The 22122-nt window shown below is 67.6% G+C and carries 21 protein-coding genes; 15 read left to right on the top strand and 6 right to left on the bottom strand.

The genetic code is table 11. The features are described from left to right. Nucleotides 1-100: 100 nt before the first annotated feature. The 4 genes from ACQCSU_RS12025 to ACQCSU_RS12010 form a co-directional block, all read right to left on the bottom strand. Complete coding sequence (locus tag ACQCSU_RS12025) at nucleotides 101-778, bottom strand: GntR family transcriptional regulator (RefSeq protein WP_426975497.1); 678 nt, start codon at nucleotides 776-778, stop codon at nucleotides 101-103. A gap of 124 nt (nucleotides 779-902) precedes the next feature. Next, nucleotides 903-1550 carry a LacI family DNA-binding transcriptional regulator gene (locus ACQCSU_RS12020; protein WP_426975496.1) on the bottom strand — a complete coding sequence of 216 codons (648 nt, stop codon included), beginning with the start codon at nucleotides 1548-1550 and terminating at the stop codon, nucleotides 903-905. A gap of 69 nt (nucleotides 1551-1619) precedes the next feature. After that, entirely contained in the window at nucleotides 1620-2087 is a 468-nt protein-coding gene (locus ACQCSU_RS12015) for a GNAT family N-acetyltransferase (protein WP_426979773.1), read from the bottom strand. A gap of 101 nt (nucleotides 2088-2188) precedes the next feature. Further along, nucleotides 2189-4129: an FAD/NAD(P)-binding protein gene (locus ACQCSU_RS12010; RefSeq protein ID WP_426975494.1), complete on the bottom strand. Its 1941-nt coding sequence runs from the start codon at nucleotides 4127-4129 to the stop codon at nucleotides 2189-2191. A 259-nt stretch (nucleotides 4130-4388) separates the two neighbouring features. On the opposite strand from ACQCSU_RS12010, the gene ACQCSU_RS12005 reads away from it, so the two are divergent. Genes ACQCSU_RS12005 through ACQCSU_RS11975 form a run of 7 tightly spaced genes read left to right on the top strand, consistent with a single transcriptional unit; the run spans nucleotide 4389 to nucleotide 11923 of the window. Beyond that, nucleotides 4389-5447 (top strand): amino acid ABC transporter permease, encoded by a 1059-nt coding sequence (locus ACQCSU_RS12005; RefSeq protein WP_426975492.1) that lies wholly within the window; start codon nucleotides 4389-4391, stop codon nucleotides 5445-5447. Then, nucleotides 5444-6289 (top strand): amino acid ABC transporter ATP-binding protein, encoded by an 846-nt coding sequence (locus ACQCSU_RS12000; protein ID WP_426975490.1) that lies wholly within the window; start codon nucleotides 5444-5446, stop codon nucleotides 6287-6289. The genes ACQCSU_RS12005 and ACQCSU_RS12000 overlap by 4 nt, the downstream gene beginning before the upstream one ends. Before the next feature lie 9 nt (nucleotides 6290-6298). Next, nucleotides 6299-7324, top strand: a complete 1026-nt coding sequence (locus tag ACQCSU_RS11995; protein ID WP_426975489.1) for a transporter substrate-binding domain-containing protein — start codon at nucleotides 6299-6301, stop codon at nucleotides 7322-7324. Beyond that, on the top strand, nucleotides 7321-8421 hold the full coding sequence (locus ACQCSU_RS11990; RefSeq protein WP_426975487.1) for an LLM class flavin-dependent oxidoreductase: 1101 nt from the start codon (nucleotides 7321-7323) through the stop codon (nucleotides 8419-8421). Before ACQCSU_RS11995 ends, ACQCSU_RS11990 begins: the two co-directional genes overlap by 4 nt. Beyond that, entirely contained in the window at nucleotides 8405-9259 is an 855-nt protein-coding gene (locus tag ACQCSU_RS11985; protein ID WP_426975486.1) for a DUF1684 domain-containing protein, read from the top strand. Before ACQCSU_RS11990 ends, ACQCSU_RS11985 begins: the two co-directional genes overlap by 17 nt. After that, on the top strand, nucleotides 9256-10476 hold the full coding sequence (locus ACQCSU_RS11980; RefSeq protein WP_426975484.1) for an LLM class flavin-dependent oxidoreductase: 1221 nt from the start codon (nucleotides 9256-9258) through the stop codon (nucleotides 10474-10476). Before ACQCSU_RS11985 ends, ACQCSU_RS11980 begins: the two co-directional genes overlap by 4 nt. 10 nt (nucleotides 10477-10486) lie before the next feature. Beyond that, nucleotides 10487-11923 (top strand): NtaA/DmoA family FMN-dependent monooxygenase, encoded by a 1437-nt coding sequence (locus tag ACQCSU_RS11975; protein ID WP_426975483.1) that lies wholly within the window; start codon nucleotides 10487-10489, stop codon nucleotides 11921-11923. A 203-nt stretch (nucleotides 11924-12126) separates the two neighbouring features. Here ACQCSU_RS11975 and ACQCSU_RS11970 read toward each other — a convergent pair whose 3' ends face one another. Continuing rightward, a complete protein-coding gene (locus ACQCSU_RS11970) occupies nucleotides 12127-13116 on the bottom strand; it encodes an ABC transporter substrate-binding protein (protein WP_426975482.1) in 990 nt (329 codons plus the stop codon). Nucleotides 13117-13365: 249 nt separating this feature from the next. Here ACQCSU_RS11970 and ACQCSU_RS11965 point away from each other — a divergent pair, with 249 nt between their 5' ends. Continuing rightward, nucleotides 13366-13917 (top strand): SRPBCC family protein, encoded by a 552-nt coding sequence (locus ACQCSU_RS11965; protein WP_426975481.1) that lies wholly within the window; start codon nucleotides 13366-13368, stop codon nucleotides 13915-13917. A 5-nt stretch (nucleotides 13918-13922) separates the two neighbouring features. Beyond that, nucleotides 13923-14540 (top strand): DUF6919 domain-containing protein, encoded by a 618-nt coding sequence (locus ACQCSU_RS11960; RefSeq protein ID WP_426975480.1) that lies wholly within the window; start codon nucleotides 13923-13925, stop codon nucleotides 14538-14540. A gap of 4 nt (nucleotides 14541-14544) precedes the next feature. Here ACQCSU_RS11960 and ACQCSU_RS11955 read toward each other — a convergent pair whose 3' ends face one another. Further along, on the bottom strand, nucleotides 14545-14964 hold the full coding sequence (locus ACQCSU_RS11955; RefSeq protein WP_426975479.1) for an antibiotic biosynthesis monooxygenase family protein: 420 nt from the start codon (nucleotides 14962-14964) through the stop codon (nucleotides 14545-14547). A 711-nt stretch (nucleotides 14965-15675) separates the two neighbouring features. Here ACQCSU_RS11955 and ACQCSU_RS11950 point away from each other — a divergent pair. The 6 genes from ACQCSU_RS11950 to ACQCSU_RS11925 all read left to right on the top strand — a co-directional run bounded on the left by ACQCSU_RS11950 (nucleotide 15676) and on the right by ACQCSU_RS11925 (nucleotide 22020). Beyond that, nucleotides 15676-17031, top strand: a complete 1356-nt coding sequence (locus ACQCSU_RS11950) for a DJ-1/PfpI family protein (protein ID WP_426975477.1) — start codon at nucleotides 15676-15678, stop codon at nucleotides 17029-17031. Nucleotides 17032-17036: 5 nt separating this feature from the next. Continuing rightward, entirely contained in the window at nucleotides 17037-17579 is a 543-nt protein-coding gene (locus ACQCSU_RS11945; RefSeq protein WP_426975476.1) for a hypothetical protein, read from the top strand. A gap of 163 nt (nucleotides 17580-17742) precedes the next feature. Next, the gene (locus ACQCSU_RS11940) at nucleotides 17743-18129 is read left to right on the top strand and encodes a hypothetical protein (RefSeq protein ID WP_426975475.1); all 387 of its coding nucleotides are present in this window, start codon (nucleotides 17743-17745) and stop codon (nucleotides 18127-18129) included. Nucleotides 18130-18241: 112 nt separating this feature from the next. After that, the gene (locus tag ACQCSU_RS11935) at nucleotides 18242-19492 is read left to right on the top strand and encodes a sensor histidine kinase (RefSeq protein WP_426975473.1); all 1251 of its coding nucleotides are present in this window, start codon (nucleotides 18242-18244) and stop codon (nucleotides 19490-19492) included. Next, on the top strand, nucleotides 19480-20178 hold the full coding sequence (locus ACQCSU_RS11930; RefSeq protein ID WP_426975472.1) for a response regulator: 699 nt from the start codon (nucleotides 19480-19482) through the stop codon (nucleotides 20176-20178). Before ACQCSU_RS11935 ends, ACQCSU_RS11930 begins: the two co-directional genes overlap by 13 nt. Before the next feature lie 255 nt (nucleotides 20179-20433). Continuing rightward, nucleotides 20434-22020, top strand: coding sequence for a Na+/H+ antiporter (locus tag ACQCSU_RS11925; RefSeq protein ID WP_426975471.1), 1587 nt, complete (start codon nucleotides 20434-20436; stop codon nucleotides 22018-22020). The last annotated feature ends 102 nt before the right edge of the window (nucleotides 22021-22122 follow it).

The raw sequence follows: 22122 nt of genomic DNA, 5'->3' as shown, positions 1-22122 counted from the left end.
ACTGTGACCAACAGCATATGCTTTTGTTCAACAATCTGACAAGGCGTCCGGCGCGCGGGATTTAACGGCGCGCCCGCCCGCCCGCGCCGCAGGCATACAGCTACGGGGCCATTGCCGCCAGCAATTGGGCCTCCGCACGGTCCAGGTACTGGCGCATGAACTCCGCCGCGGCGGCGTTGTCCCCGGAGGCCACAAGCTCGATCAGGCGCAAATTGTCGGCCAGGTAGGGTTCATGGAAGGCGGGATCGGACCCCATCGCGTGGAACACCAGGCGCATCTCGGCCAGCACCTGCGCCATGAGTGCGTTCAGCCGCTCGCTGGCTGCCCGTGCCACCACGGCGCGGTGGAATTCCTGGTTGGCGGCTGCCATGCCGGGAATATCACCGCGGGATCGGGCCATTTGGCCCGCAGCCACAATGTCGCGCAGCTCGTCGACGGAGGCCGGAGCCTGCCACATGATGGCGGCCGGCTCGAGGAAGCGCCGCACACGGTATATCTCGCGGACATCCTCCGCGTTGGGCTGGGCGACGAACACGCCCCGGTTCGGAATGCGGGTGATGATGTGTTCAGCATGCAGGGCCGTGAAAGCCTCGCGCAGGGTATTGCGGCTGACGCCGAGCGCCTCGCCCAGGGCTTCCTCGGACAGTTTTGTGCCCGGGGGTAGTTGGCCGGCCGAAATCCGCTGGCGCAGCTGGGCCGAGACCCACAGGCCGGTGTGGGCATGGGTTGCACCCCTGGCCAGCTGGCGCAATTCTTCCAATACCGCCTCAAAAGTCATGACCACCAGCCTAGGCCCGTCTTCGAAGCCGGGGAGCACAGCACAACTGCAAAGCCCGTGCCCGCAACCCTGGCAGGAATCATGCGGCCGGCCCGTCGTGCGGCAGCACGGCCACCGCCACCGTTCAATCCCCGACGTCGGCCCTGAGGCCGTCGGTGGGGGTCTGGCCGTCTGCGGGGGTCTGGCCGTCGGTGGGGGTCTGGCCGTTCAGCCGGTCCTGCAACAGGGCCACGGCGTGTTCCGCCCAGACTTCCGCGCCCGACGCCGAACCCGCACCGGGCGCCAGGACATCGAAGCCCGCCGGCTGCAGGGTGTCCGAGAAGACCAGTTGGGCCACGCCGCGCGAGTCGAGTTCTGCCATCGTCGCGAGGTCGCCGGGGCTGCGGTCCGCCGGCACGGAGCCGAGGATGACGCCGTCGGCCCCGCCGGAGAGCATGAACTGCCGCCAGCTTTCGCCGAGGAGGATGACCGGCTGGTAGCCGTGCCGCGGCAGGATCCGTGCCGCGGCGGCGGCCAGTGCCCGGTCCCAGGAATCGTCGAGATCCGTGATGGCCACGGCCACGACGTCCGTCCGTCCGCGCCGCATCCCGCGGGCCGCCCGGTTGGGAACGTAACCGAGTTCGCGGGCTGCGGAGTGCACGCGGTCCTGGGTGGGCTGGCTGATCCGGGTGGTCCCGCCGAGCCGGCCGGAGAGCACGTAGGAGACGGTGGTCAGGGACACCCCTGCCGCCTCCGCGACGTCGCGGATGGTGGGCGTGGATCCTTGCCGCACTGGTTGCTCCCGGGTAGTTCGCCGCCGCGACAACGCGGCGGTTCTGAAAACGCTGTCCTGCGTTGAACTTTAGCCCGAAGCCGGCCGCAGATTCTTGGTGAAGGCCAGCGGGCCGACGGTTTCCGGATCGGCGGAAAGGTCGAACTGCGGCTCATAGCCGGTGTTGAGGTAGAGGTGCTTGGCCTCGGGTTGGCGGGGGCCGGTGGTCAGGTAGACCTTGCGGTAGCCGCGCCGGGCCGCGAGCGCCTCGAGTTCGCCAAGCACGAACCGTGCCAGCCCGCGGCGCCGGTGGGCGGAGTGCGTCCAGATCCGCTTGAATTCGGCCGTCTGCGGACCACGACGCCGGAACGCGCCGCCGGCCACGGACTCACCGCCTTCCTGGACGATCAGCAGCGCCCCGCCGGGAGCCGCGAATTCCCCGGCCGGGTAGCGGTTGAGCTCCTCCGCGGCGGCTCCCCGGCCGAAGAGGTTCCCGTACCGGGTGTCGTATTCCGTGGCCAGTTCGTCCAGGAGCGGCCGCACGCGGGGATCACTCATCGGCAGGTTCAGCACCGTCAGTTCCGGCGCTTTCAGTTCCGGCGCCGTCAACGCTGGGGTGCTCGGCGGCGATGCCGCCGGGATCGTTGGGTGGTGCATGGTCAGGCCTTTCTGCTGGCGGTGGCCCCCTGCTGGCGCACCTGGTCCCCCGCGAGGATAGTCAGGATACGCCGGGCGAGGGCATCGTTTTCACGGAAGGGTGCGGCGTTGGTGCCTGGGCGGGCAAATGCCCCGGCGCCCCAGCCGGAGGTTCCCGGGCCCACGCCGAACAGCCTCGGCTGCCGCTCCCCCACGGAGCTGAGCAGCTCGTTGTGTTCCGAGACGAGGAGCCGCCCGGTGGAGTGCAGTCCGTCCGCGCTGAGCAGCTGCTGTCCGGCGCCGATCCCGGCGCGGTGCAGCTGGCGAACCAGCGGGTTCGCCGAGCGGTCCACGGACGGGGCCGGCAGCCGCGCCTCGATGAAGGCGGTGGCCGCCACGGTGACGCCGGAGCCGGCCTGGCACGCCACGAAGCGCCCGGATTCCTCCTCCGCCGTGACCTGCAGCCCCGGGCCGAGGAACCGCAGGACGCCCGCCCGGTGCAGGGCCAGCATCTCGCGCAGCCGGCGCGGCGGCGGGCCGGAGTCCACAAAGCTGAAGAAGCCGTGCCACCAGCCATGGACGTCCTGCTGCGAGCGGGAGGTCAGCCGCTCCGGCGGCACCAGCCGGCCCAGGTCCATGTACACCTTGAGCAGGGCGGTGAAAAGCGCGAGGGTTTCGGAGTGGTCCGGCCCGGTGCGCAGCCGCAGGTCGTTTTCGATGTAGCCGGTCACGGCGTCCTGGACCTCGTCCAGTCCGGAGAAACTCCGGCCGGCGAAGGGGTGATCCAGCTGTTCGAGGTCCAGGTGCAGTTCCGGGTCAGGTACGGACTCGGCCACCAGCCGGCGCCGTTCCTGGCTGTACCAGTCCACGGCTGCGAAGCGCCCGGCAAACTCGTCCCAGCCGATGCTGGCCCGCTCCGGGTAGCCGGTGAACAGCTCACGATAGTAGCCGTAGCCGGCGTCCTTGGCGATGAGCGGCCAGAGCTGGGTGCGGAAATCCAGTTCGCCGTGGTCCGCCAGGAGGGCATCGATTGCCCCGGCGGTGAAGAACCGCGGCGCCCCGGCGGGCTCGCCGCGCAGCGTGGAGGAGATCTTCGAGTGGTAGGGCACGCCCCGCCGGGACCCGGCCCAGATCCGCGGCTCTGCTCCGGACGTGAGGTACCTCAGGCCGCCGTCGGGGGTGTCCTCGAAGCGGCCGCCCCGGCCTTCCGTCAGCAGGACCAGCAGGTCAACGAACGCGAGCCCCATGCCCGCGACAATCACGTCCTGTCCCGCACGGATCGGCGAGTAGTCGACGTCGCTCGTGTAGCTGGGCGCCGCATGGAAGCCCCCGTGCCGGGCGGCGAAGTCCGCCCAGGCCGCGGATGCCGCATCGGGCAGCGAATCCGTGTGCCCCAGTGCGGTGACCACGACGTCGGCGCGCAGCGCCGTGCCGCCGGCCAGCCGCACAAGGTACCCGCCGGCGTCGTCCTCAGTGACAGCTTCGAGGCCGACGGCGGTGTCCCGATGGACGGTGACCGGAGCGCCGGGAGCAAGCTGGGCGACGGCGCGCCGGAAGAACCACTCGAGATAGGCGCTCTGGAGCTGCCGTGTGGGGAACGTGGTGCCGGCGAGTTCCTTCAGCTGCCACCGCAAGCCGGCCGGGAGCTCCGGGACGTCCGCAACTGAGCCGTCCAGCACTCCGGCGGCCCAATCGGCCAGCGCAGGTCCCTCCGCGGCTGGTCCTTCGCACTGCACCGAGGCGTCCGTGAACATGGTGACGTCCGCCGCGGCCGAGTTCAGCATCAGGCCCGGGTGCTGCCGGTAGCCCCAGATCCGCCCGGAGCCCGCGGTGTGCGGCTCCACGACGTGGATGTCCATGCTCCCGCTGAAGAGCTCCGGCCGGTTGGCGGCCAGACGTTCCAGGATGCCGGCGGTGCGCGGGCCGCCGCCGACAAAGACCACGGACGGCGGACTCGCTGGCATGGGGACTCCTATTCAGGGCGGCACATATTCCGGGTGGCTCAGGGCCCTCATGCTAGGCACCGGAACGGGCGGCGGGCGAGGCTCCGTTCACGGCGGTTCACCCCGCGTAACGGCGCGTCAAAAGGCGCAAGAAACCGTCTCATGACGCCGCGCGTAGCCCCGTGAACCAATGCAACTTGCCGCCTTGCCGGGCTTTCGAGGCACCCCTAGATTTGCAGCCAACCGAACCCCAACGAAGCAACTGGAAGCGAGGTGGCGCATGAGTTCAACAACAGCCACGGTGACGCAGTCTGCACCCGAGCCGGTGGTCACAGAGTCCCCTGCCGGTGCGGCGCCGGCCAACAGCGGCAAGGACCGCAACGGCGGATCCCACCCGGGACCCCGCCGCCCCGCCACCGACTACGCCGAATACCGGGTGGTCCCGGCCCGCCACCCCTGGCGCTGGGTGGGCACCGCCGTCGTGGCCCTGGGCGTCGCCGGCATCGCATGGTCCCTTGCCACCAACCCGCGCTGGGAGTGGGGCGTCGTGGCGCAGTGGTTCACCGCGAAGTCGATCGTGGACGGCCTGCTGGAGACGCTCAAACTGACCGCCATCTCCGGGATCCTCGGCTTTGTGCTGGGCTTCATCCTGGCCATCATGCGCCTGTCCGCATCCCCGCTGCTGGTGTCCGTGTCCTGGACTTTCTCCTGGATTTTTCGCTCCACCCCGCTGCTGGTGCAGATGCTGCTCTGGTACAACCTCGGGTACCTGTACGAGAAGATCGGCCTGGGCATCCCCTTCACGGACGTCCGGTTCTTCGAGGTGCAGACCACGACGCTGATCAGCCAGTTCGCGGCGGCGGTCCTCGGCCTGACCCTGAACCAGGCGGCCTACTCGGCCGAGATCATCCGCGGCGGCATCTTGTCTGTGGACCAGGGCCAGCTGGAGGCCGCCGCGGCGCTCGGCATCCCGGCCTGGCGGCGCTCCACCCGGATCGTCCTGCCACAGGCAATGCGCGCCATCCTGCCCACGGCCTTCAACGAGATCATCGGCCTGGTCAAGGGCACGTCCATTGTCTATGTGCTGGCATACTCCGAGCTCTTCTACACCGTCCAGGTCATCTACAACCGGACCCAGCAGGTCCTGCCGCTGCTGCTCGTGGCGACCCTCTGGTACGTCGTGATCACCTCGGTGCTGAGCGTCTTCCAGTACTACATCGAGCGGCACTACTCCCGCGGAGCGGTCCGCACCCTGCCGCTGACCCCGCTGCAGAAGGCCCGCAAATTCCTGTCCACCCACGCCCTGTCTGCCGACAACTCAGCGAAGGTAACCCGATGAGCACCGTTGCCGCCGAAACCCCCACCGTCCCGGCTACCAATGCCACCAAAGGCGCCGGGGCCACCCGCGGCCTCGTGGAAATCACCAAGGTCCGGAAGTCCTTCGGCGCCGTGGAGGTCCTCAAGGGCATCACGTTGACCGTGGAACCGGGCGGCGTGGCCGTGATCGTCGGACCCTCCGGTTCCGGCAAGTCCACCCTGCTGCGGACCATCAACCACCTGGAAAAGGTCGACGGCGGCTTCGTCGCCATCGACGGCACGCTGGTGGGCTACGAGGTCCGTGGCAGCAGGCTTCACGAGCTGCGGGAAAAGGACATCCTGAAGCAACGCACCGAAATCGGCATGGTGTTCCAGAACTTCAACCTCTTCCCGCACCTGACCGCGCTGGAAAACGTCACCGAGGCACCCGTCGTCGCCCAGCGCCGCTCCAAGGCGGAAGCCCGCGAGCGCGGCCTGGAACTCCTGGACCGCGTCGGCCTGAAGGACCGCGCCGGCGCCTACCCGCGCCAGCTCTCCGGCGGCCAGCAGCAGCGCGTGGCGATCGCCCGCGCGCTGGCACTGGACCCCAAGATCCTGCTCTTCGACGAACCCACGTCCGCCCTGGACCCGGAGCTGGTCAACGAGGTCCTCGATGTCATCCGAGAGCTCGCCACGTCCGGGACCACCCTGATCATCGTCACCCACGAAATGGGCTTCGCCCGCGACGTCGCGGACACCGTGATCTTCATGGACCAGGGCCAGATCGTCGAACAGGGCAGCCCCAAAGACATCTTCACCAACCCGCAGGAAGAACGCACCCGGAGCTTCTTCTCCAAGGTGATCGAACCCGCCTTCAACATCTAAGGAACACCCATGGCAACCCTCAGCACCCCCACGGTCCGTCTCCGCAGACTCCCGGCGCTTCCCGCCGTCGTCCTCCTCGGCACCCTGGCCGGCACGCTGGCACTCAGCGGCTGCTCCGATCCCGGCGCCGCGGCGGTCGGCGCACAGCCAACGACGGCGGCCCGCAACGGCGTCGTCTACAACACCTCACCGGACCAGCAGCGCCTCCGGGCGGAGAAGGACCCGGCCCTGGCCGCGAAGGTCCCCGAGCTGATCAACAAGGACGGCAAACTGACCGTGGCCACCACCGCCGGATCCATCCCGCTGTCCTTCCACGCCAGCGACGACAAGACCCCGATCGGCGTCGAGCTGGACATCGCCCAGCTGGTCGCAGACAAACTGGGCCTGGAACTGGACGTCCAGGTGACCTCCTGGGAGAACTGGCCGCTGAAGACCCAGTCCGGCGACTTCGAGGCCGTGTTCTCCAACGTGGGCATCAACGCCGCCCGGGTGAAGCTCTTCGACTTCTCCAGCTACCGGGCCGCCTACATGGGCTTCGAGGCCAAGAAGAGCTCCACGTACGACATCAAGGGCTCGGACGACATCTCCGGCCGAAAAATCTCCGTGGGCTCCGGCACCAACCAGGAGAAGATCCTGATTGCCTGGAACCAGGAACTCGAAGCCAAGGGCAAGGCCCCCGCCGTGCTGCAGTATTACTCCTCCGACGCCGACACCATCCTGGCGCTGTCCTCCGGCCGCACCGACCTGAACATCGCCCCCTTCCCGTCCGTGACCTACCGGGAGAACACCCGTGATGACCTCAAGGTGGTAGGCAAGGTCAACGCCGGCTGGCCCTCTGAGACCCTCGTGGCCGCGACCACGCTCAAGGGCAACGGCCTGGCCCCGGCCATCACGGACGCGTTGAACTCCGCGATCAAGGACGGCTCCTACGGCAAGGTGCTGGAACGCTGGGGGCTCGCCGAGGAAGCTCTGCCCGAATCCACGACTGTCACCGAGACGAACTTCGGGACCCCCCTGGCAGGGGAAACACAGTGAAATTCCAAGTCCTGGACATCATTCCGCACCTGAAGAACCCGGTGACCGGGGAGATCGTTTCCACCGCTGACCGGCTCAACCGGGTGCTCGAAACGGCGCAACGCGCCGAGGAACTGGGCTACGACAGCTTCTCGGTCGGGGAACGGCATGCCGGCGCGTTCATCTCCTCCTCCCCCACCACCGTGCTGGCCGCCTTTGCCGCGGTGACAAGTCGAATCCGGCTGCAGAGCGGGGTGACGGTGCTCTCCGTCCTGGACCCGGTGCGGGTGGCGGAGGATTACGCCACGATCGACCAGCTGAGCCGCGGCCGGCTGGAACTCGTGATCGGCAAGGGCAACGAGGTGCTGCAGTACCCGCTGTTCGGACTGGACCTTGAGGACCAGTGGGAGCTGCTGGCGGAAAAGTACGGGCTGCTGCGGCGGCTCTGGACCGAGGAGAACGTTACGTGGTCCGGGAAGTTCCGCCCGGCGCTGACCGAGCCCACCACCACGACGCCGCGGCCGTTCGCGGGCGCACCGCGGGTGTGGCACGGTTCGGCCACGAGCCTGACCTCCGCGGCGCTGGCGGCGCAGTGGGGCGATCCGCTGTTCACTGCCAATGCGATCCAGCCGCGCGAAAACTACAAGGTGCTGATCGACCATTACCGCGAGGAATACGAACGCCAGGGCCACGACCCGCGGCACCAGTACCTGGGCTCAGGCGCCGGCGCGGGAGGGGTGTTCATCGCGGACACCACGCAGGAAGCCAAGCGCCAGTTCGGCCCGGTCTATGAGGCACTCACCGCCGGCCGCAACGTCCCCGGCAACAACTCGCCGTACCGGGACATCGACCACGCCGTCGCCGAAGGTCCGGCCCTCGTGGGCAGCCCGGAACAGGTGATCGACAAGATCCTCAGCTACCACGAGCTCGACGGCCACGACCTGCAGTCCATTTCCCTGCCCACCACGCTGCCGTTCGGGCAGCAGCTGGACATCCTGGAGCGGTTCGCGCTCGAGGTCATCCCCGCCGGCATAGCAGACGCCACCGAACCCGACGCCGCAGCCCGAGTCGCCACCGACCACGCCAACCACAGGAGCTCGAATGCCTACGCCCACTGAAACTGCCGCCCCCGCCGAGAGTGCCGAAGCGTTCGCCGCGGACTGGGCCGCATGGCACGCCGCCCACGAACGCCAGCGCGCGGCCCCGCACGGGTTCCTCGCCGTCAACCACCTGCACTGGCTCGGGGCCGAGCCGGCCCGCCTGGACGGTGCGCCCGGCACCTGGAGCGTCGAGGACGACGCCGTCCGCCTGGTCTTGGGGGCAGGCGAACGCGTCCTCCGCGACGGGCAGGAACTGAACCCCGACGGTGCAGGCGCCACCGTGATCTTCGAACCGATCGAGGAACGCGGCGGCCTGGACCTGGTCTCGGGCGACACCGTGATCGAGCTCGCCAAGCGCGGCGGCGTGTACATCGTCCGTCCCCGGCACCCGGGCAACGGTCTGCTGGCCGGCTACCGGGGAACCTCCGCCTACGCACCCAATCCTGAATATTCCGTTTCTGGCATATTCGTCCCCTTTGAGCAGCCGCGCAGCACCACCGTGGGTGCCGCGGTCGAAGGAATCCAGCACGTCTACGAGGCGCCCGGCGAGCTGCGCTTCCGGCTGGGCGGCCAGGACCTGGTCCTCACGGCGTTCAACGGCCACGCGCCGGGCACGTTGTCCGTGCTGTTCACCGACGCGACCTCGGGCAGGACCACCTACGCGGCGAACCGAGCGCTCAGCGTTGCGGCCCCCGTCGCGGACGGCACGGTCACGCTCGACTTCAACCGGGCCGTCAACCTGCCTTGCGCCTACACGGACCTCGCCACATGCCCGCTGCCGCCCGCGGAAAACCGGCTGCCGGTTGCCATCGCGGCCGGAGAACAGATCCCTTTCGAACGTCAGGACGCCTCATGAGCACTGCACCCGAACCCCGGGAGCCCTTCAACTCCAGCCCGGAACCCGGCAGGCAGGGCCGCGGCCTCCTGCTGCTGGAACTCGACGCCGCCGGCAGCCACCCCGCCGCCTGGCGGGCCGTGCGGACAGCTCCCGCCGCGGTGCTGACCCCGGACCGGCTCCGCGCGGTGGTGCTGGCCGCCGAAACCGCCGGATTCCACGCCGCCACGTTCAGCGACATCCCGCTGGCGGACAGCGACGGCACGGACAACGACGGCGCGGACGCCGCCGCACGGCTCAACGCCCTGCAGCGCGCGGCCTTCGCCGGACCCATCACGCGCTCCATCGCCCTGATCCCCGAACTCGACACGGTCTACACGGAGCCCTTCCACGTCTCCACCCAGCTCGCCAGCCTGGACTATGTCTCGGGCGGGCGGGCCGGGTGGCTCGTGGGCGCCTCGGCCAGCGCCGCCGACGCCGCAGCCGTCGGACGCACCGCCGTGCAGCAGGAGCGGCTGGCGCAGGAAGCCGGTGACTCGGTCGAGGTGAGCCGCCGGCTCTGGGACTCCTGGGAGGACGATGCGGTGATCCGGGACGTCCCCACCGGGCGCTACCTGGACGTGGACAAGCTTCACTATGTTGACTTCGAGGGCGGGAGCTACTCCGTCAAAGGCCCGTCGATCATTCCGCGGCCGCTGCAGGGCCAGCTTCCCGTGCTCGCGCCGGCCGGCCTGCTGAATCCCGAGGCACTGGCCGCCGGCGCCGTGGATGCACTCCTGGTCTCCGCCCCCACGCCGGATCTGCTCGCTGCCGAACTCGCAGAAACACGCGCAACCCTCGGCGCCATTTTCGGCGCGGCGGCGCACACCCCGGCGCTGATCGCGGAACTCGACGTCGCCCTGGACTCCCGCGGGCAGAGCGCCGCCGGGCGGCTCGCCGAACTGGACAGCTATGCCCCGTGGCAGAGCCCGCGTGCGCGGTTTGTGGGGACGGCCGCGGAGCTCACCGACCTTCTGGCCGAAGTCCTGACCGTGGCCGAGGGGGTCCGCCTCCATCCGGCCGTGCTGGACACCGAGCTGGAAGAACTGTCCCGGCGGGTCCTTCCCGAACTGCGCCGACGGAGAGTCCTGGCGCCAGCGGATCGGGACGCCACCTTCCGGGAGCAGCTGGGACTCGCCCGGCCCATCAGCCGCTACGCCGCCGCTTCCGCATCCGCCGCTTCCAGCGCACGATCCTAAGGAGAGAACCATGAGCCACACTGTAAATCCGGGCCCGGAGTTCAGGCCTTCCGGGCAGCTCAGCCTCGGGGTCTTCTTCCAGGGCGTCAACTCGGGAACTATCTGGAAGACGGCCGAGTCGGGCTCCCAGACGGACTTCGAGTCTTTCCGGCGCATCGCCCAGACGGCCGAGCGCGGCTTGTTCTCCGCGTTTTTCCTCGGCGAGGGGCTGCGGCTGCGCGAACACCTCGGCCGGCCGCACGCCCTTGACGTCGCCGGCCGGCCCGACGCGCAGACAGCGCTTGCGGCCCTCGCCGCCGTGACCTCGCACATCGGGCTGGTGGCCACGCAGAACACCACCTACAACGATCCCGCCGACCTCGCCCACCGGCTCTCCTCCCTGGACCTGATCTCCGGCGGCCGCGCCGCCTGGAACATCGTCACCACGGATAACGCCTGGACCGGGGCGAACTTCCGCCGCGGCGGCTACCTCGACCACGCGGACCGCTATGTCCACGCCGAAGCCTTCGTGGAGACCGCCAAGCGGATCTGGGATGCCTGGGACGACGGCGCCGTCGCGTCCTCCCCGGCCGCTGCCCGCTGGGCCGTTCCCGGTGCGGTCCGCCGGGTGCAGCACGCCGGCAAGCATTACACCGTGGACGTCACGCCGCGGCTGCCGCGCAGCGCCCAGTACCGGCCGGTCCTGTTCCAGGCCGGCGATTCGCCGGACGGCCGGGACTTCGCCGCGCGCCAGGCCGACGTGATCTTCTCCGCCCACCCCCAGCTCGATGACGCCCTGGCGTTCCGCCGCGACATTGTGGAACGCACGCTCAAGGCCGGCCGGGGCGCCAACGACGTCAAAATCATGCCCGCGAGCGAGTTCATCCTGGCCGCCACCCCGCAGGAGGCCCTGGCGAAGAAGGAGTGGGTGCGGAGCCTGCAGATCGGTCCGCAGCAGGCCGTCGCCTACCTGGAGCAGTTCTGGGGGCGGGAGCTGCAGGAGTTTGACCCGGACGGCCCGCTGCCGGTCATCGATCCCGTGGTGGAGGAAACCTCGGAAACCCGTGGCAGCGGTTTCCACGGTGCGAAGGCCCGGCAGCTGGCGGACCAGTGGCGTGCCGAGGCCAAGGAAAAGGGCCTCTCCATCCGCCAGTTCGTCTCCGCCAAGACCACCCGCGGGGACTCCACCTTCACGGGTTCCTACACGGAGGTGGCGGACCGGCTGGTGGAGTACGCCCGCACCGGCGCCGTCGACGGGTTCAATATCTCGCCGTGGCTCATCCCGAGCGGGCTGGATGACATCGTCAACCACCTGGTTCCTGCCCTGCAGGAGCGCGGCATCTACCCGACGGAATACGCCGGCACCACGCTGCGGGAAAACCTCGGACTGGCCACCCCGGTCCGTCCCGGCGGCGACGTTGTCGTGACCGGTCCCGGCGCCTCTGACGCCGCAGCGGCGCGGGCCTAGACGATGAGCGATTCGGAATCCGGCACGGCCGTGGGAAACACCGGAACGGACAGCAGCACCATCGGCAGCTCCGGCACCATCCGGCTGCAGCTGACGCTCTGGCAGCAGTATCTCTAGAGGATCCCGGCCCGCTCATCACCACACAGGCACAAGGAATCCCCGCCGGACACCTTCCGGCGGGGATTCTTTGTGCCTCGGTGCGGCTACTTCTTGGGCAGGCCCGCGGGGTTCAGCTCGGACTTCGTGACGGCCTCGGAGCTCAGCCCCCAGCGGTCCAGGATCTTGGCGTAGCTGCCGTCCTCGATCAGGTGGTTCAGACCGGCCGCAGCCGCGGCGGCAAAGCCGTTGCCCTTCTTGGTGGTGGCGGCGATGCTGGCCTTCAGCGGCCAGCCGCCGTCGACCAGGCCCACAAGCTTGGTCTTGGCGTCAGTGGCGGCCTTGAACGCTGCCGTGGCGTTGGGGCCGAAAGTGAGGTCGGCGCGGCCGGACTGCAGGGCCAGCTGGGAGGCCGAGTCGTCGTCGTAATACTGGAACTCGACCGGCTTCAGGCCCTTTTTCTTGTTCTCCTCGTCCCAGCGCAGCAGGATGGATTCCTGGTTGGTGCCCGAGCCCACGATGACGCGCTTGCCGGCCACGTCCTCGGCCGCCTCCACCTTGCCGATGGAGCTGTCGGCCTTGGCGTAGAAGCCCAGCTTGTCGTCGCGGTAGCTGGCGAAGTCGAACTTGAGCTTGCGCTCCTCCGTCACGGTCACGTTGGACAGCACGGCCTCGTACTTGCCGGAGTCGACGCCGAGGGGCCAGTCCGCCCAGGCGGTCGGGACGATCTCCGCTTCCAGCCCCAGCGACTGGGCCAGCGCGACGGCGATGTCCACCTCGTTGCCCACCGGCGTCTTGTTATCGGTCGCGTACACGGCCAGCGGGGCCGCGAAGGGGCTGACCGCGACGGTCAGCTTGCCGTCCTGCTTGATTGCGTCCGGGACCAGGGCGGCGGCTTCCGGGCTGACGGTGACCTTCACCCGGTCCTGCTGGGGCGAGAGGTTGAACTGCTTGACCGCGGCGGACGACGAGGACGACGCCGCCGGGTTGGCGCCGGCGGCAGCGGACGCGCCGGGATCGGAGCAGGCCGTGAGGGCCAGCAGGGTGGTGGCGGCGAGCGCCGCGCTGACGCCGGATGTGAGTGTGGTGCTGGACATTGTTCTCCCCTTGGAAGTCTCGGATTCGTGCTGGTGCCAGCAACTATCCGGCGCCGCCAGAAGCCGGTCAAAGTGCCGCGAAACCAAGGGATACCGGGGGTCACGGTGCTTCATGAGGGGGCCGCGGAGATGAACCGGGGAGGCTCAGTGTTACCCAACATTGCCCAGCGTGACGCGGCGGGAAGATTTTCTGCGCGGCGGGGCGCTGCTGGCCTAGCCTGCTAAGTAAGCCCGCTGATTACAGGAGGTGTGGACTTGCCGCAGACAACGCGCCGGACAACTCACCGGCTCATCATCGATGCCCCAGGCGAGCTGATCTTCCGCATGCTGCGGGACTCCTCGCACTGGCCGTATCTGGAGGGACTCACGGTGTACTCCGAGCGGGTCAGCGGCGACGATTCGAACCATGAGCTGCGGACCTCGGTGGTGTCCAACGGTTCCCTGAACTCGAGCCACTGCCATCGGATTTTTGATGCCGCGGAACTCCGCGCCGAGTTCCGTCAGCTTGGGCTGGAATCTCCGCTGCTGCGTCTCGGCGGCGGCTGGGCGATCCGCCGTTCCGAGGGGTCCTCCGAGGTCACGCTGGATCATGAGTTCGAGGTGGACAATGATGCCGGGGAACTCGCCGAGCTGATCCACCGCAGCCTCGACGAGTACAGCCGGCGTGAACTTGAGGCGCTGCGCCTGAGCTGCGAGCGACTAACGCTGCTGCTTCAACAGCACATCGGGACCACCGTCGCACCGGCGGGCGTCGGTCCCGGTGGACCCTCAGCCGTGCCGTCTGCCGCAAGGGAAGCGTAAATCCGATGGCGGAAGACAGGTTCACCACGGAACGGGACACCTTCGGGCGGCTCCTCGCGGACCGCGAGATCTGGCGTCAGGCCGGGACCATTCCGGCCGCCGGCGAGCTGACCGCACGCTGGCTGGAAGGCCACAGCGAGTACCAGCCGGGAACCTTTGCGCCGCGAATCGACGACGAAACCCGGGCGATCGCCCTCGATCTCGCGGAGCTGAACCGCAACGGGCTGTTCACCAAGGAATCGCAGCCGGGAGTGCTGACCGAGGGGCATTCCCAACGCGCCTATGTGACGGGCTTTTGCAGTGTGGAGTCAGCGGCAGCACTCCTGGAGCTGTCCGGCCGTACTGATCTGGTGACCGTGGCTCACGCCCCCGGCGAAGCCAGCCAGGCGTCCATTCCCGTCACCCTGCGGGGCGGCGAGGTGGTGACGGTGCTAGGCAGCAGCGAGGTTCCTGTCGGCGACGATCAACTCCGCGACTGGTCCGAGGAGGCCAATGAGAGCCTGGCGCTCGTGCTGGCAGACGCCTGGTACGTCGAGGTCTTCGACCCGGTCTGGGGACGGAACGGCGTGCTCCTGCCCGCGGTACTCGGGGCGCTGGCAGACGGGGAGCCCGCAAACCGATAGCCGGCTAGGGCGTATCCCAGCCGATGCTGGCGGCCTCGTCCAGGGTGTGCGGCTCGAAGTGTTCCAGGAGTTCACGCATGGCCTCCACGCCCTGCTTGTACACCGCTGAGGCCCGCCACTGCTCGATTTGTTCAATCGATTCCCACGGTCCGGTACTGATGAACCGATTGGGCACGTCATGGTCGTGCATCAGCACTGCCTTCGCGTGCGGGAAATCTTCCTTCGTCTTCCTGGCCAGATCCCGCCAGGCCTGCACGAAATCGTTCTCGCGGCCGGGGTGAACCAGCCAGATTCCAAGCGTATAGACCGACACGTCGACCGCCTCCATTTTCTGCACGGGTTGATACGCCCGATTATGGGCCTGTCCCCCGGGCGGCGGTAGGGTCCAACTGCCCGGCGGCGTCCCCAGGAAACGCGGGGTCACTTAGCGCCCATCCCTTCCGCGACGAGGTCTGGCTGCTCGGCTTGGACGAAGTGGGCGGAGTCGGCGTCAGTTGGATTCGTCGCTCTGCCCGGGCTCTCCACAGCGACGTGGGTCGGAGCATCCGTTCTTATCGACAGCCTCAAGGAAAGCCAGCCGCGGCGCCAGCTGAACCTCAAGTCTGCTTTTCACATCCGCGACCTCTACAGCGCATCGGTAGACTTTAGCGGCCAGGATTCCCGCAGGTTCCCCTTACGGACCTGTAGTGGCCGTTAGTGGCCGTGCAGACGACTTTGGACATTTCGTGCAGACGTCTTCGGAAAATGACACCAGAAGACTGTCAAAGCCCCGGGCCGGAACTCCTGGCCCAGTGTCTTATCAAACTGTTGTTTTCCGAGACTGGCGGCCTTTCGGGTGAACAGCAAGGCGCCGAGTTGAAGAGTGTGAGCGGCCGAACAGGTCCCCCACTCTGCCGGCCGAAGATCAGCCGCGCGCGAAGGCGGAACGGCACGGCAGAGCCGCGAATTAGGGCTGCGGTCGATGGCCGTAGGGGTGCCGGTTAGTGGGCGATCGTGTAGTACCTGGGTACCGGTTGTACCTGCTGCGGAATGTCCCGCTGGCTGATGGATGTGCGGGCGGCAATCCGTAGCGTGAAAGAGCAACCAGCCACACAGGTTGATGGCCCCACACCTTCCACGGAATCGAGACTCATCCATGGCTTCCCGTTCAAAACGCGTTATTTACGCCGCCCTCTCGGTCGGGTTATCCCTCCTCACGGTAGTCGCACTCGCCTTCGCCGGCGCAGAGGTGGCGGAGGCAGAAAGCCACGTCGCACCGCCCATCCAAGGCCGGAAAGAACTCCCTGCGAATTTGCCCTCCTCTTCCGGCGCGATTGTTGTCGCCGTGGTCCTGGGCTCGTCGGGCACCGTCGGGAGCGACGTTCTAGCTCCCTACGAAGTATTTGCCAGCTCCCCGAATTTCTCCGTCTACACAATCGCGGTGCAGTCAGGCCCGGCCGCCATTGACGGAGGCCCGGCGATAGTGCCCACCTACACGTTCGAGAACATCAGATCGGGCAGGGCACGGCAGCCGGACGTCGTCGTCGTCCCGGCCGTCGGCGCCCCGGAGGGCCCGGAGGAAGCCTCGATGCGGGACTGGATCATGGAACAATCAGGTCGCGGGGCCCGCATCCTGGCCGTCTGCAACGGATCGAGCGTATTAGCCGAGACCGGACTCTTGAGCGGGCGCACGGCGACAAGCCATTGGTCACGTCTGGGTGCTCTGAAGCAGAACCATCCCGAGGTCCAATGGACGGGAGGTCTGCGATACGTCCAGGACGGCATGATCACCACCACAGCCGGCGTGACGTCCGGTATCCCAGGCGCGTTGAAAGTCATGGAGGACTTGGCAGGGGCTGAGGAAGCCGAACGAGTCGGCCGGCTGATGAACTATCCGGGCTGGTCGGTCGCCGCGTCAGCATCGATACCCGTCCAGTCCTTCGCCGCCCCGGACATTCCCGTCGGCCTCAACGCCATCATCCCGTGGCTCCGGCCGACGATCGCCGTCGGGCTCTTCAGCGGAGTAGGAGAAATCGACGTCGCCAGCGCATTCGAGGTCTACAACATGTCCTTCGCGGCCCGGGCAGTGGCGGTCGGCGCCACGGACACAGTCACCACCAAACACGGCCTGGTTCTCCTGACGGTCCCGGAGCGGCAGGCTCCTCCGGTGGACCGGTTCATCGCCCCCGGCGCGGCTGCGGACCAGGATATTGACCCGCAGTTGAGGGACTGGGCCGCGTCCCGCAACGTGTCGGTCGATGCCTTTGCTGGCGCCGATGGAGTGCTCGGATTCGACGGCGCCCTCGGTTATCTGGCACGGCATACTGACCGTGCCACCGCCCTGTCGGCAGCCAAGATGATCGACTATCCCGCCGCGCATCTGAACCTTCCGGCCGGAGAGGCCTCGGTCCGGGTTCCTGTCCTGCTCGCGCTCGGTCTGTTGCTCGCCATTCTCGCCGGTCTCCTGCCGGCGATCATACGAATGCTTGTACGCCGCCGGGCAGAGGGGTAGACGACATGACGCCGTACATGCCGGAATTCCGCCCGCGCTCAGCCGATTCCCTGGGCGGGGGCGATCACGCCGTCCCGAAGTTCCGGCCCAGATACTTCTACTTTGCCAAGCATTTCGCTGTGATGGTCGGGTTGATGTACGCGGGAATGTTCGTTCTGGCGCCCCTCTACGAGGTTGTGGCGGCCCTTGCCGGAGTCGGCGATCCGTGGGGCCGGCTGCCCGTGCTCTCGAACATCGTCATGGCGCTCAACATGAGCATTCCGATGGTCCTATACATGCGGCGTCAGCGTCACACCCGGCGGGCCATCGGAGAAATGTCGGCAGCGATGCTTCTTCCTGCAGCCCTCACGATGGGTCCCTACCTTCTGGGGACTATGACAGCCGGGACGATGATGTTTCTCAGCCATGCAACAATGATCCCGCTGATGGCGGTTGCCATGATTCTCCGCTTTCGGGAATATGCCCGCTACAGCCACGACCGCAGGGCACGGTGCGGAGAGGGCAGCAACTGGAGGAAGCACAACATCCGCGAACTCAGGGGGAAATAATGATCATCGTCGCAGCACCCGCAAGGCACCTGTTGCCCACGCGCGTTCGACAACTTCAGCTGAGGCGTCGCATCACGGACGGCCCCCACAGGCCCGGGAAGAAGAACACCCTCACAAGCGGGGGTATTGATGGCCTGGCACTGGGCAAGAGGGTGGTTTTGTAATGTCGTTGGATCAGCTTTCCGCAATACTCGCCTGCGCGCTTCTGGCCGCCCTGACGATCTTCCAGGGTGCGCTTATCGCCGGGGCTCCGCTCGGGAGGATGGCGTGGGGCGGACAACACCGTGTCCTCCCGGCCAACCTCAGAATCGGGAGCGCGGTATCCATCGGCGTGTATGCCCTCTTCGCCTATGCCGCGCTGGCCAAGGCCGGCCTTGTCCCGGCATTGGTCAGCGAATCCTTTACTTCGATCACCATGTGGGTGCTGACGGCATACTTCGTACTCGGCGTCCTCATGAACGGTATCTCCCGCAGCAAACCCGAGCGCCTCATCATGACCCCCGCCACAGCTGCCCTCGCATCCCTCTACCTGATCCTTGCACTCCACTGATCTTCAACAGGGGGCTGCGGTACGGGCCACCTGTGCTTCAGCGGTACCATCCACCTACATAACTGAAGACCGGAGGACCCTTATGCACTCCACGACGGGTAGAGTCCGGAGCATGACCGGGAAAGCGGGCACTGAGCGCCTGGCGGCGTTGCCGGAAGTGGACTTCACGGCGCCGGTCTCGCCCGGCGAACCGCTTCCGCGAGGCGGACTGCGCTCCCGTCCGCTCATTGCAGATCTTCTGGTCGCCGCCTCGTACACGGGGCCGGCACTGGCGGCAACGGCTATCGTTCACGAGACCGAGGGCCCGGGGGCCGTTCTCCAGTTGCTCGCGGTGGTGGTTTCCGGCACGGCGCTGCTTTTCCGCCGGCGGGCTCCGATGTCTTCGTTGGCTGCCACGGCCGGCATCATGCTCATCACGTTCTCGGCCCCGGGGAGCTTCGCAGCGGTGGCGACAGCCATGGCCCTGTACGCCGTCGCCGTTTACAGGTCAGCCCGGCACGCCGTCTTTGCCCTGCTGGGGACCAGCGGACTCCTCCTTCTCGCCGCGGTCCTCCTACCCGGGTCGATGGTGGACCTTGGCCAAGCCGGCCAGGCAATAGTCGTACTCGTGATCGCGGCGTTGGCCGGCCTGAACGTACGCACGCGCCGCGGCTACGTGGCCGCCCTCGTGGACCGTGCCGACCGGCTGATGCGTGAACGGGAGCACCTGGCCAGCATTGCCGCTGCCGCTGAGCGCAACGCGATCGCTCGGGAGATGCACGACATAGTCTCGCACGGGTTGGCAGTGATGATTTCCCTGGCCCATGGTTCGTCGGAGATCGCCCCCACTGATCCTGCCCGCGCCGTCCAGGCCATGCACCAGGTCGCCGAGACGGGCCGCACGGCGGTGGCGGACATGCGCCGGATGCTCGGAGTTCTGAACGAAGGCAACACCGGGGAGTCAGCCGGCGCGGTAGCGCCTGCGCCCGGAGTGGGGGACGTCCAGGCGCTGGTGGAGCTTTTTCGTGCTACGGGCCTTCCGGTGGTCCTGCAGTCGGCTGGTGTTCCTCCGGCCGATCCCGGGATCCAGCTCGCCATCTACCGGGTCATCCAAGAAGGGCTCACCAATGCGCTTAAGTACGCGAGGGAAGCAACAGCGGTGACTGTCCGAACGCAGTTCAGCGCGCAGGCGATCATGGTCTCGGTGACCGACGACGGGCAACACGAGGGCGTTCCGCCCGACCATACCGGGCGTGGCGTCGTGGGAATGCGTGAGCGCGTCGCACTGTATGGCGGCACGATGCAGGCAGGTCCTCTGGCCGGCCGGGGATGGTCCGTGACCGCACGGTTCCCGCGGCAGGAGGGAGCCTCATGGAAACGGTAACTATCCTGCCCACTCGCCCGATCCGGGTACTGCTCATTGATGACCAGACCCTTGTTCGAATGGGATTCCGCATGGTGCTGGATGCCCATGAGGGGGTGGAAGTCGTTGGCGAAGCCGCTGACGGCCGGATGGGAATCGACATGTGTCGTACCCTGGCACCGGACGTGGTGCTGATGGATGTGCGCATGCCCGGCATGGACGGCATCGCCGCGACGGAGCTAATCGCCGAGGAGTGCCCGGATTCACGGGTCGTTGTCCTCACGACGTTCGATCTCGACGAGTATGCATTCGCGGCGCTCCGGGCCGGTGCCAGTGGTTTTCTGCTCAAGGATGTCGGACCAGCTGAGCTGCTCGCGTCCATCAGAGCCGTCGCCGGAGGAGACGCCGCCATCTCCGCCAGGGTCAGCCGCCGGATGCTGGATCTCTTCAGCCAAAGGCTTCCCTCCGGTCCGCCCTCCGGGGGCGACGAAGCCGTCGCGGCCCTGACCCCGAGGGAACGGGAAATCCTCTCGGCCATCGCCGGCGGACTTACCAACACAGAGATCGGGGAGCGAATGTTCGTGGCCGAATCAACAGTGAAAACACACGTGGGCCGCATCCTGATGAAACTCGGGCTGCGCGACCGCGTGCACGCCGTTATCTTCGCCTACGAACACGGCTTGACCGGGCACCGCCGGCCGGGATGACTGTCGGACGACCGGGCGAAGCGTCACTCTGGTGTGCACCGGTAGCCTGGGGGACACCCCCACCGGCCGGATGGATGCCATCATCCCTACGCAGGCGTCGTCGGCCCGGGACTTTTACGACGGCACCCTCATGGGTCGCGGCCCGGAGGACATTGACGCCGTCCGATCGCCTATGGCTGCAAGCTAGTAATGGATGAGGAAGGCTTGGGGATCATCGGCGAAGCGGAGCAACCGACCACGTGAAAGGCGGTATTCGTGCTTGGACTTGAACTGGTCGTGATCCTGGGCGTGGTGGTGCTGGTGTGCAACATCGCGGCGCGCCGCGTCCGGGTCGCCGCCCCGGTACTGCTGCTGGCCAGCGGTGCCCTGCTGGGTTTCATTCCCACACTGCGTGAGGTCCATCTGCCCCCGGAAACCGTGCTGCTCCTGTTCCTGCCGGCCTTGCTGTACTGGGAAAGCCTGACCACGTCCCTGCGGGAAATCCGGAACAACCTGCGCGGTATCGTGTTGATGAGTACGGCGCTGGTAATCGCCACAGCCGGGGGCGTTGCCTTGGCCGCGCACGCACTCGGCCTGCCCTGGGCGCCGGCCTGGGTTCTGGGCGCCGCCGTCGCCCCCACCGATGCGACCGCCGTCGGCGTACTCGCCCGGGCGCTGCCCCGCCGCAACGTCACGCTGCTGCGCGCCGAGAGCCTGATCAACGACGGAACCGCCCTGGTGATTTACGGCCTGGCCGTGGGCATCACCGTCGGCGAGGAGCACTTCGACGTCCCCCACATCTCCTGGCTGTTCCTGCTCGCCTACGGCGCCGGGGCACTGGCCGGGGCCGTGACAGCGTGGGTTGGAATGCAGATCCACCGCCGCCTGGAGGACCCTCTGCTGGCCAACGTCGTCTCCATCCTGACCCCCTTCACCGCCTTCCTGCTCGCCGAGACCGTCCACGCCTCAGGGGTCCTGGCCGTCGTCGTCGCCGGACTGTTCATGAGCCAGATCGGTCCCCGGGTGATCCGGGCCGGAGCCCGCCGGCAGGGACAAGCGTTCTGGTCCCTGACAGCGTTTCTGCTCAACGGAGCCCTCTTCGTCCTGGTTGGCCTGGAGCTGCAGTCCGCTGTCCGGGGGCTGAATAGCGTAGGCCTCGCGACCGGGCTGCTGGCTGTGGCGGCAGTCTCGGCAGTGGTGGTCGGCATCCGCTTCCTCTTCCTGTTCCTCACCACCTATGCGATCCGGCTCATCGACAGGCGGCCCCAGCAGCGCCTGCGCCGGGTCAGCAACCGTGCCCGGGTAGTCAGCGGAGTCGCAGGGTTCCGCGGGGCCGTGTCGCTCGCTGCGGCACTGGCTGTACCCGAGACGCTGGCCTCCGGCGCTCCGTTCCCCGGACGGGACATGATCATCTTTGTGACCTCAGGAGTCATCGTCGTAACCCTGGTTATCCAGGGTCCGCTGCTGCCGGCCGTGGTCCGCTGGGCCCGTCTGCCCCACGACAGGTCCGTCGATGAGGAACGCCAGCTCGCCGAAACCACCGCCACCGAAGAGGCCCTGGCAGCCCTCCCGGGACTCGCCGACGCCCTTGGTGCCGACCAGGAAGTCACCGACCGGCTCCGCCGCGAGTACGAGGAACGCCTGCGCGTCCTGCACGCCAGCAACGACCAGGCCGGAGACGAACCAGCGCTCCGGCACCACCAGCACTACACCGCGCTGCGCCTGGCACTACTCGCCCGCAAACGCGCCGCCGTCGTCAGACTCCGGGACGAAAGCCGCATTGATGACACAGTGCTCCGCCAAGTGCAGACCAGGCTCGACATAGAAGAAGTAAGGCTGTCACGCCACGACAGCAATGAATAAGTTCCCTCCACGAGCCAGCTGGCAGCCGTGCTTATCCTCATCCTTCCGGCCGAGGCCTGGGCCAGGAAACATGCGTTCAACTTGTCGCGTTAGATCCGCCCG

Origin of the sequence: Pseudarthrobacter sp. O4 (assembly GCF_050157025.1) — a bacterium.
GTDB lineage: Bacteria > Actinomycetota > Actinomycetes > Actinomycetales > Micrococcaceae > Arthrobacter.
This window is presented reverse-complemented; position numbering and strand designations above follow the sequence as displayed.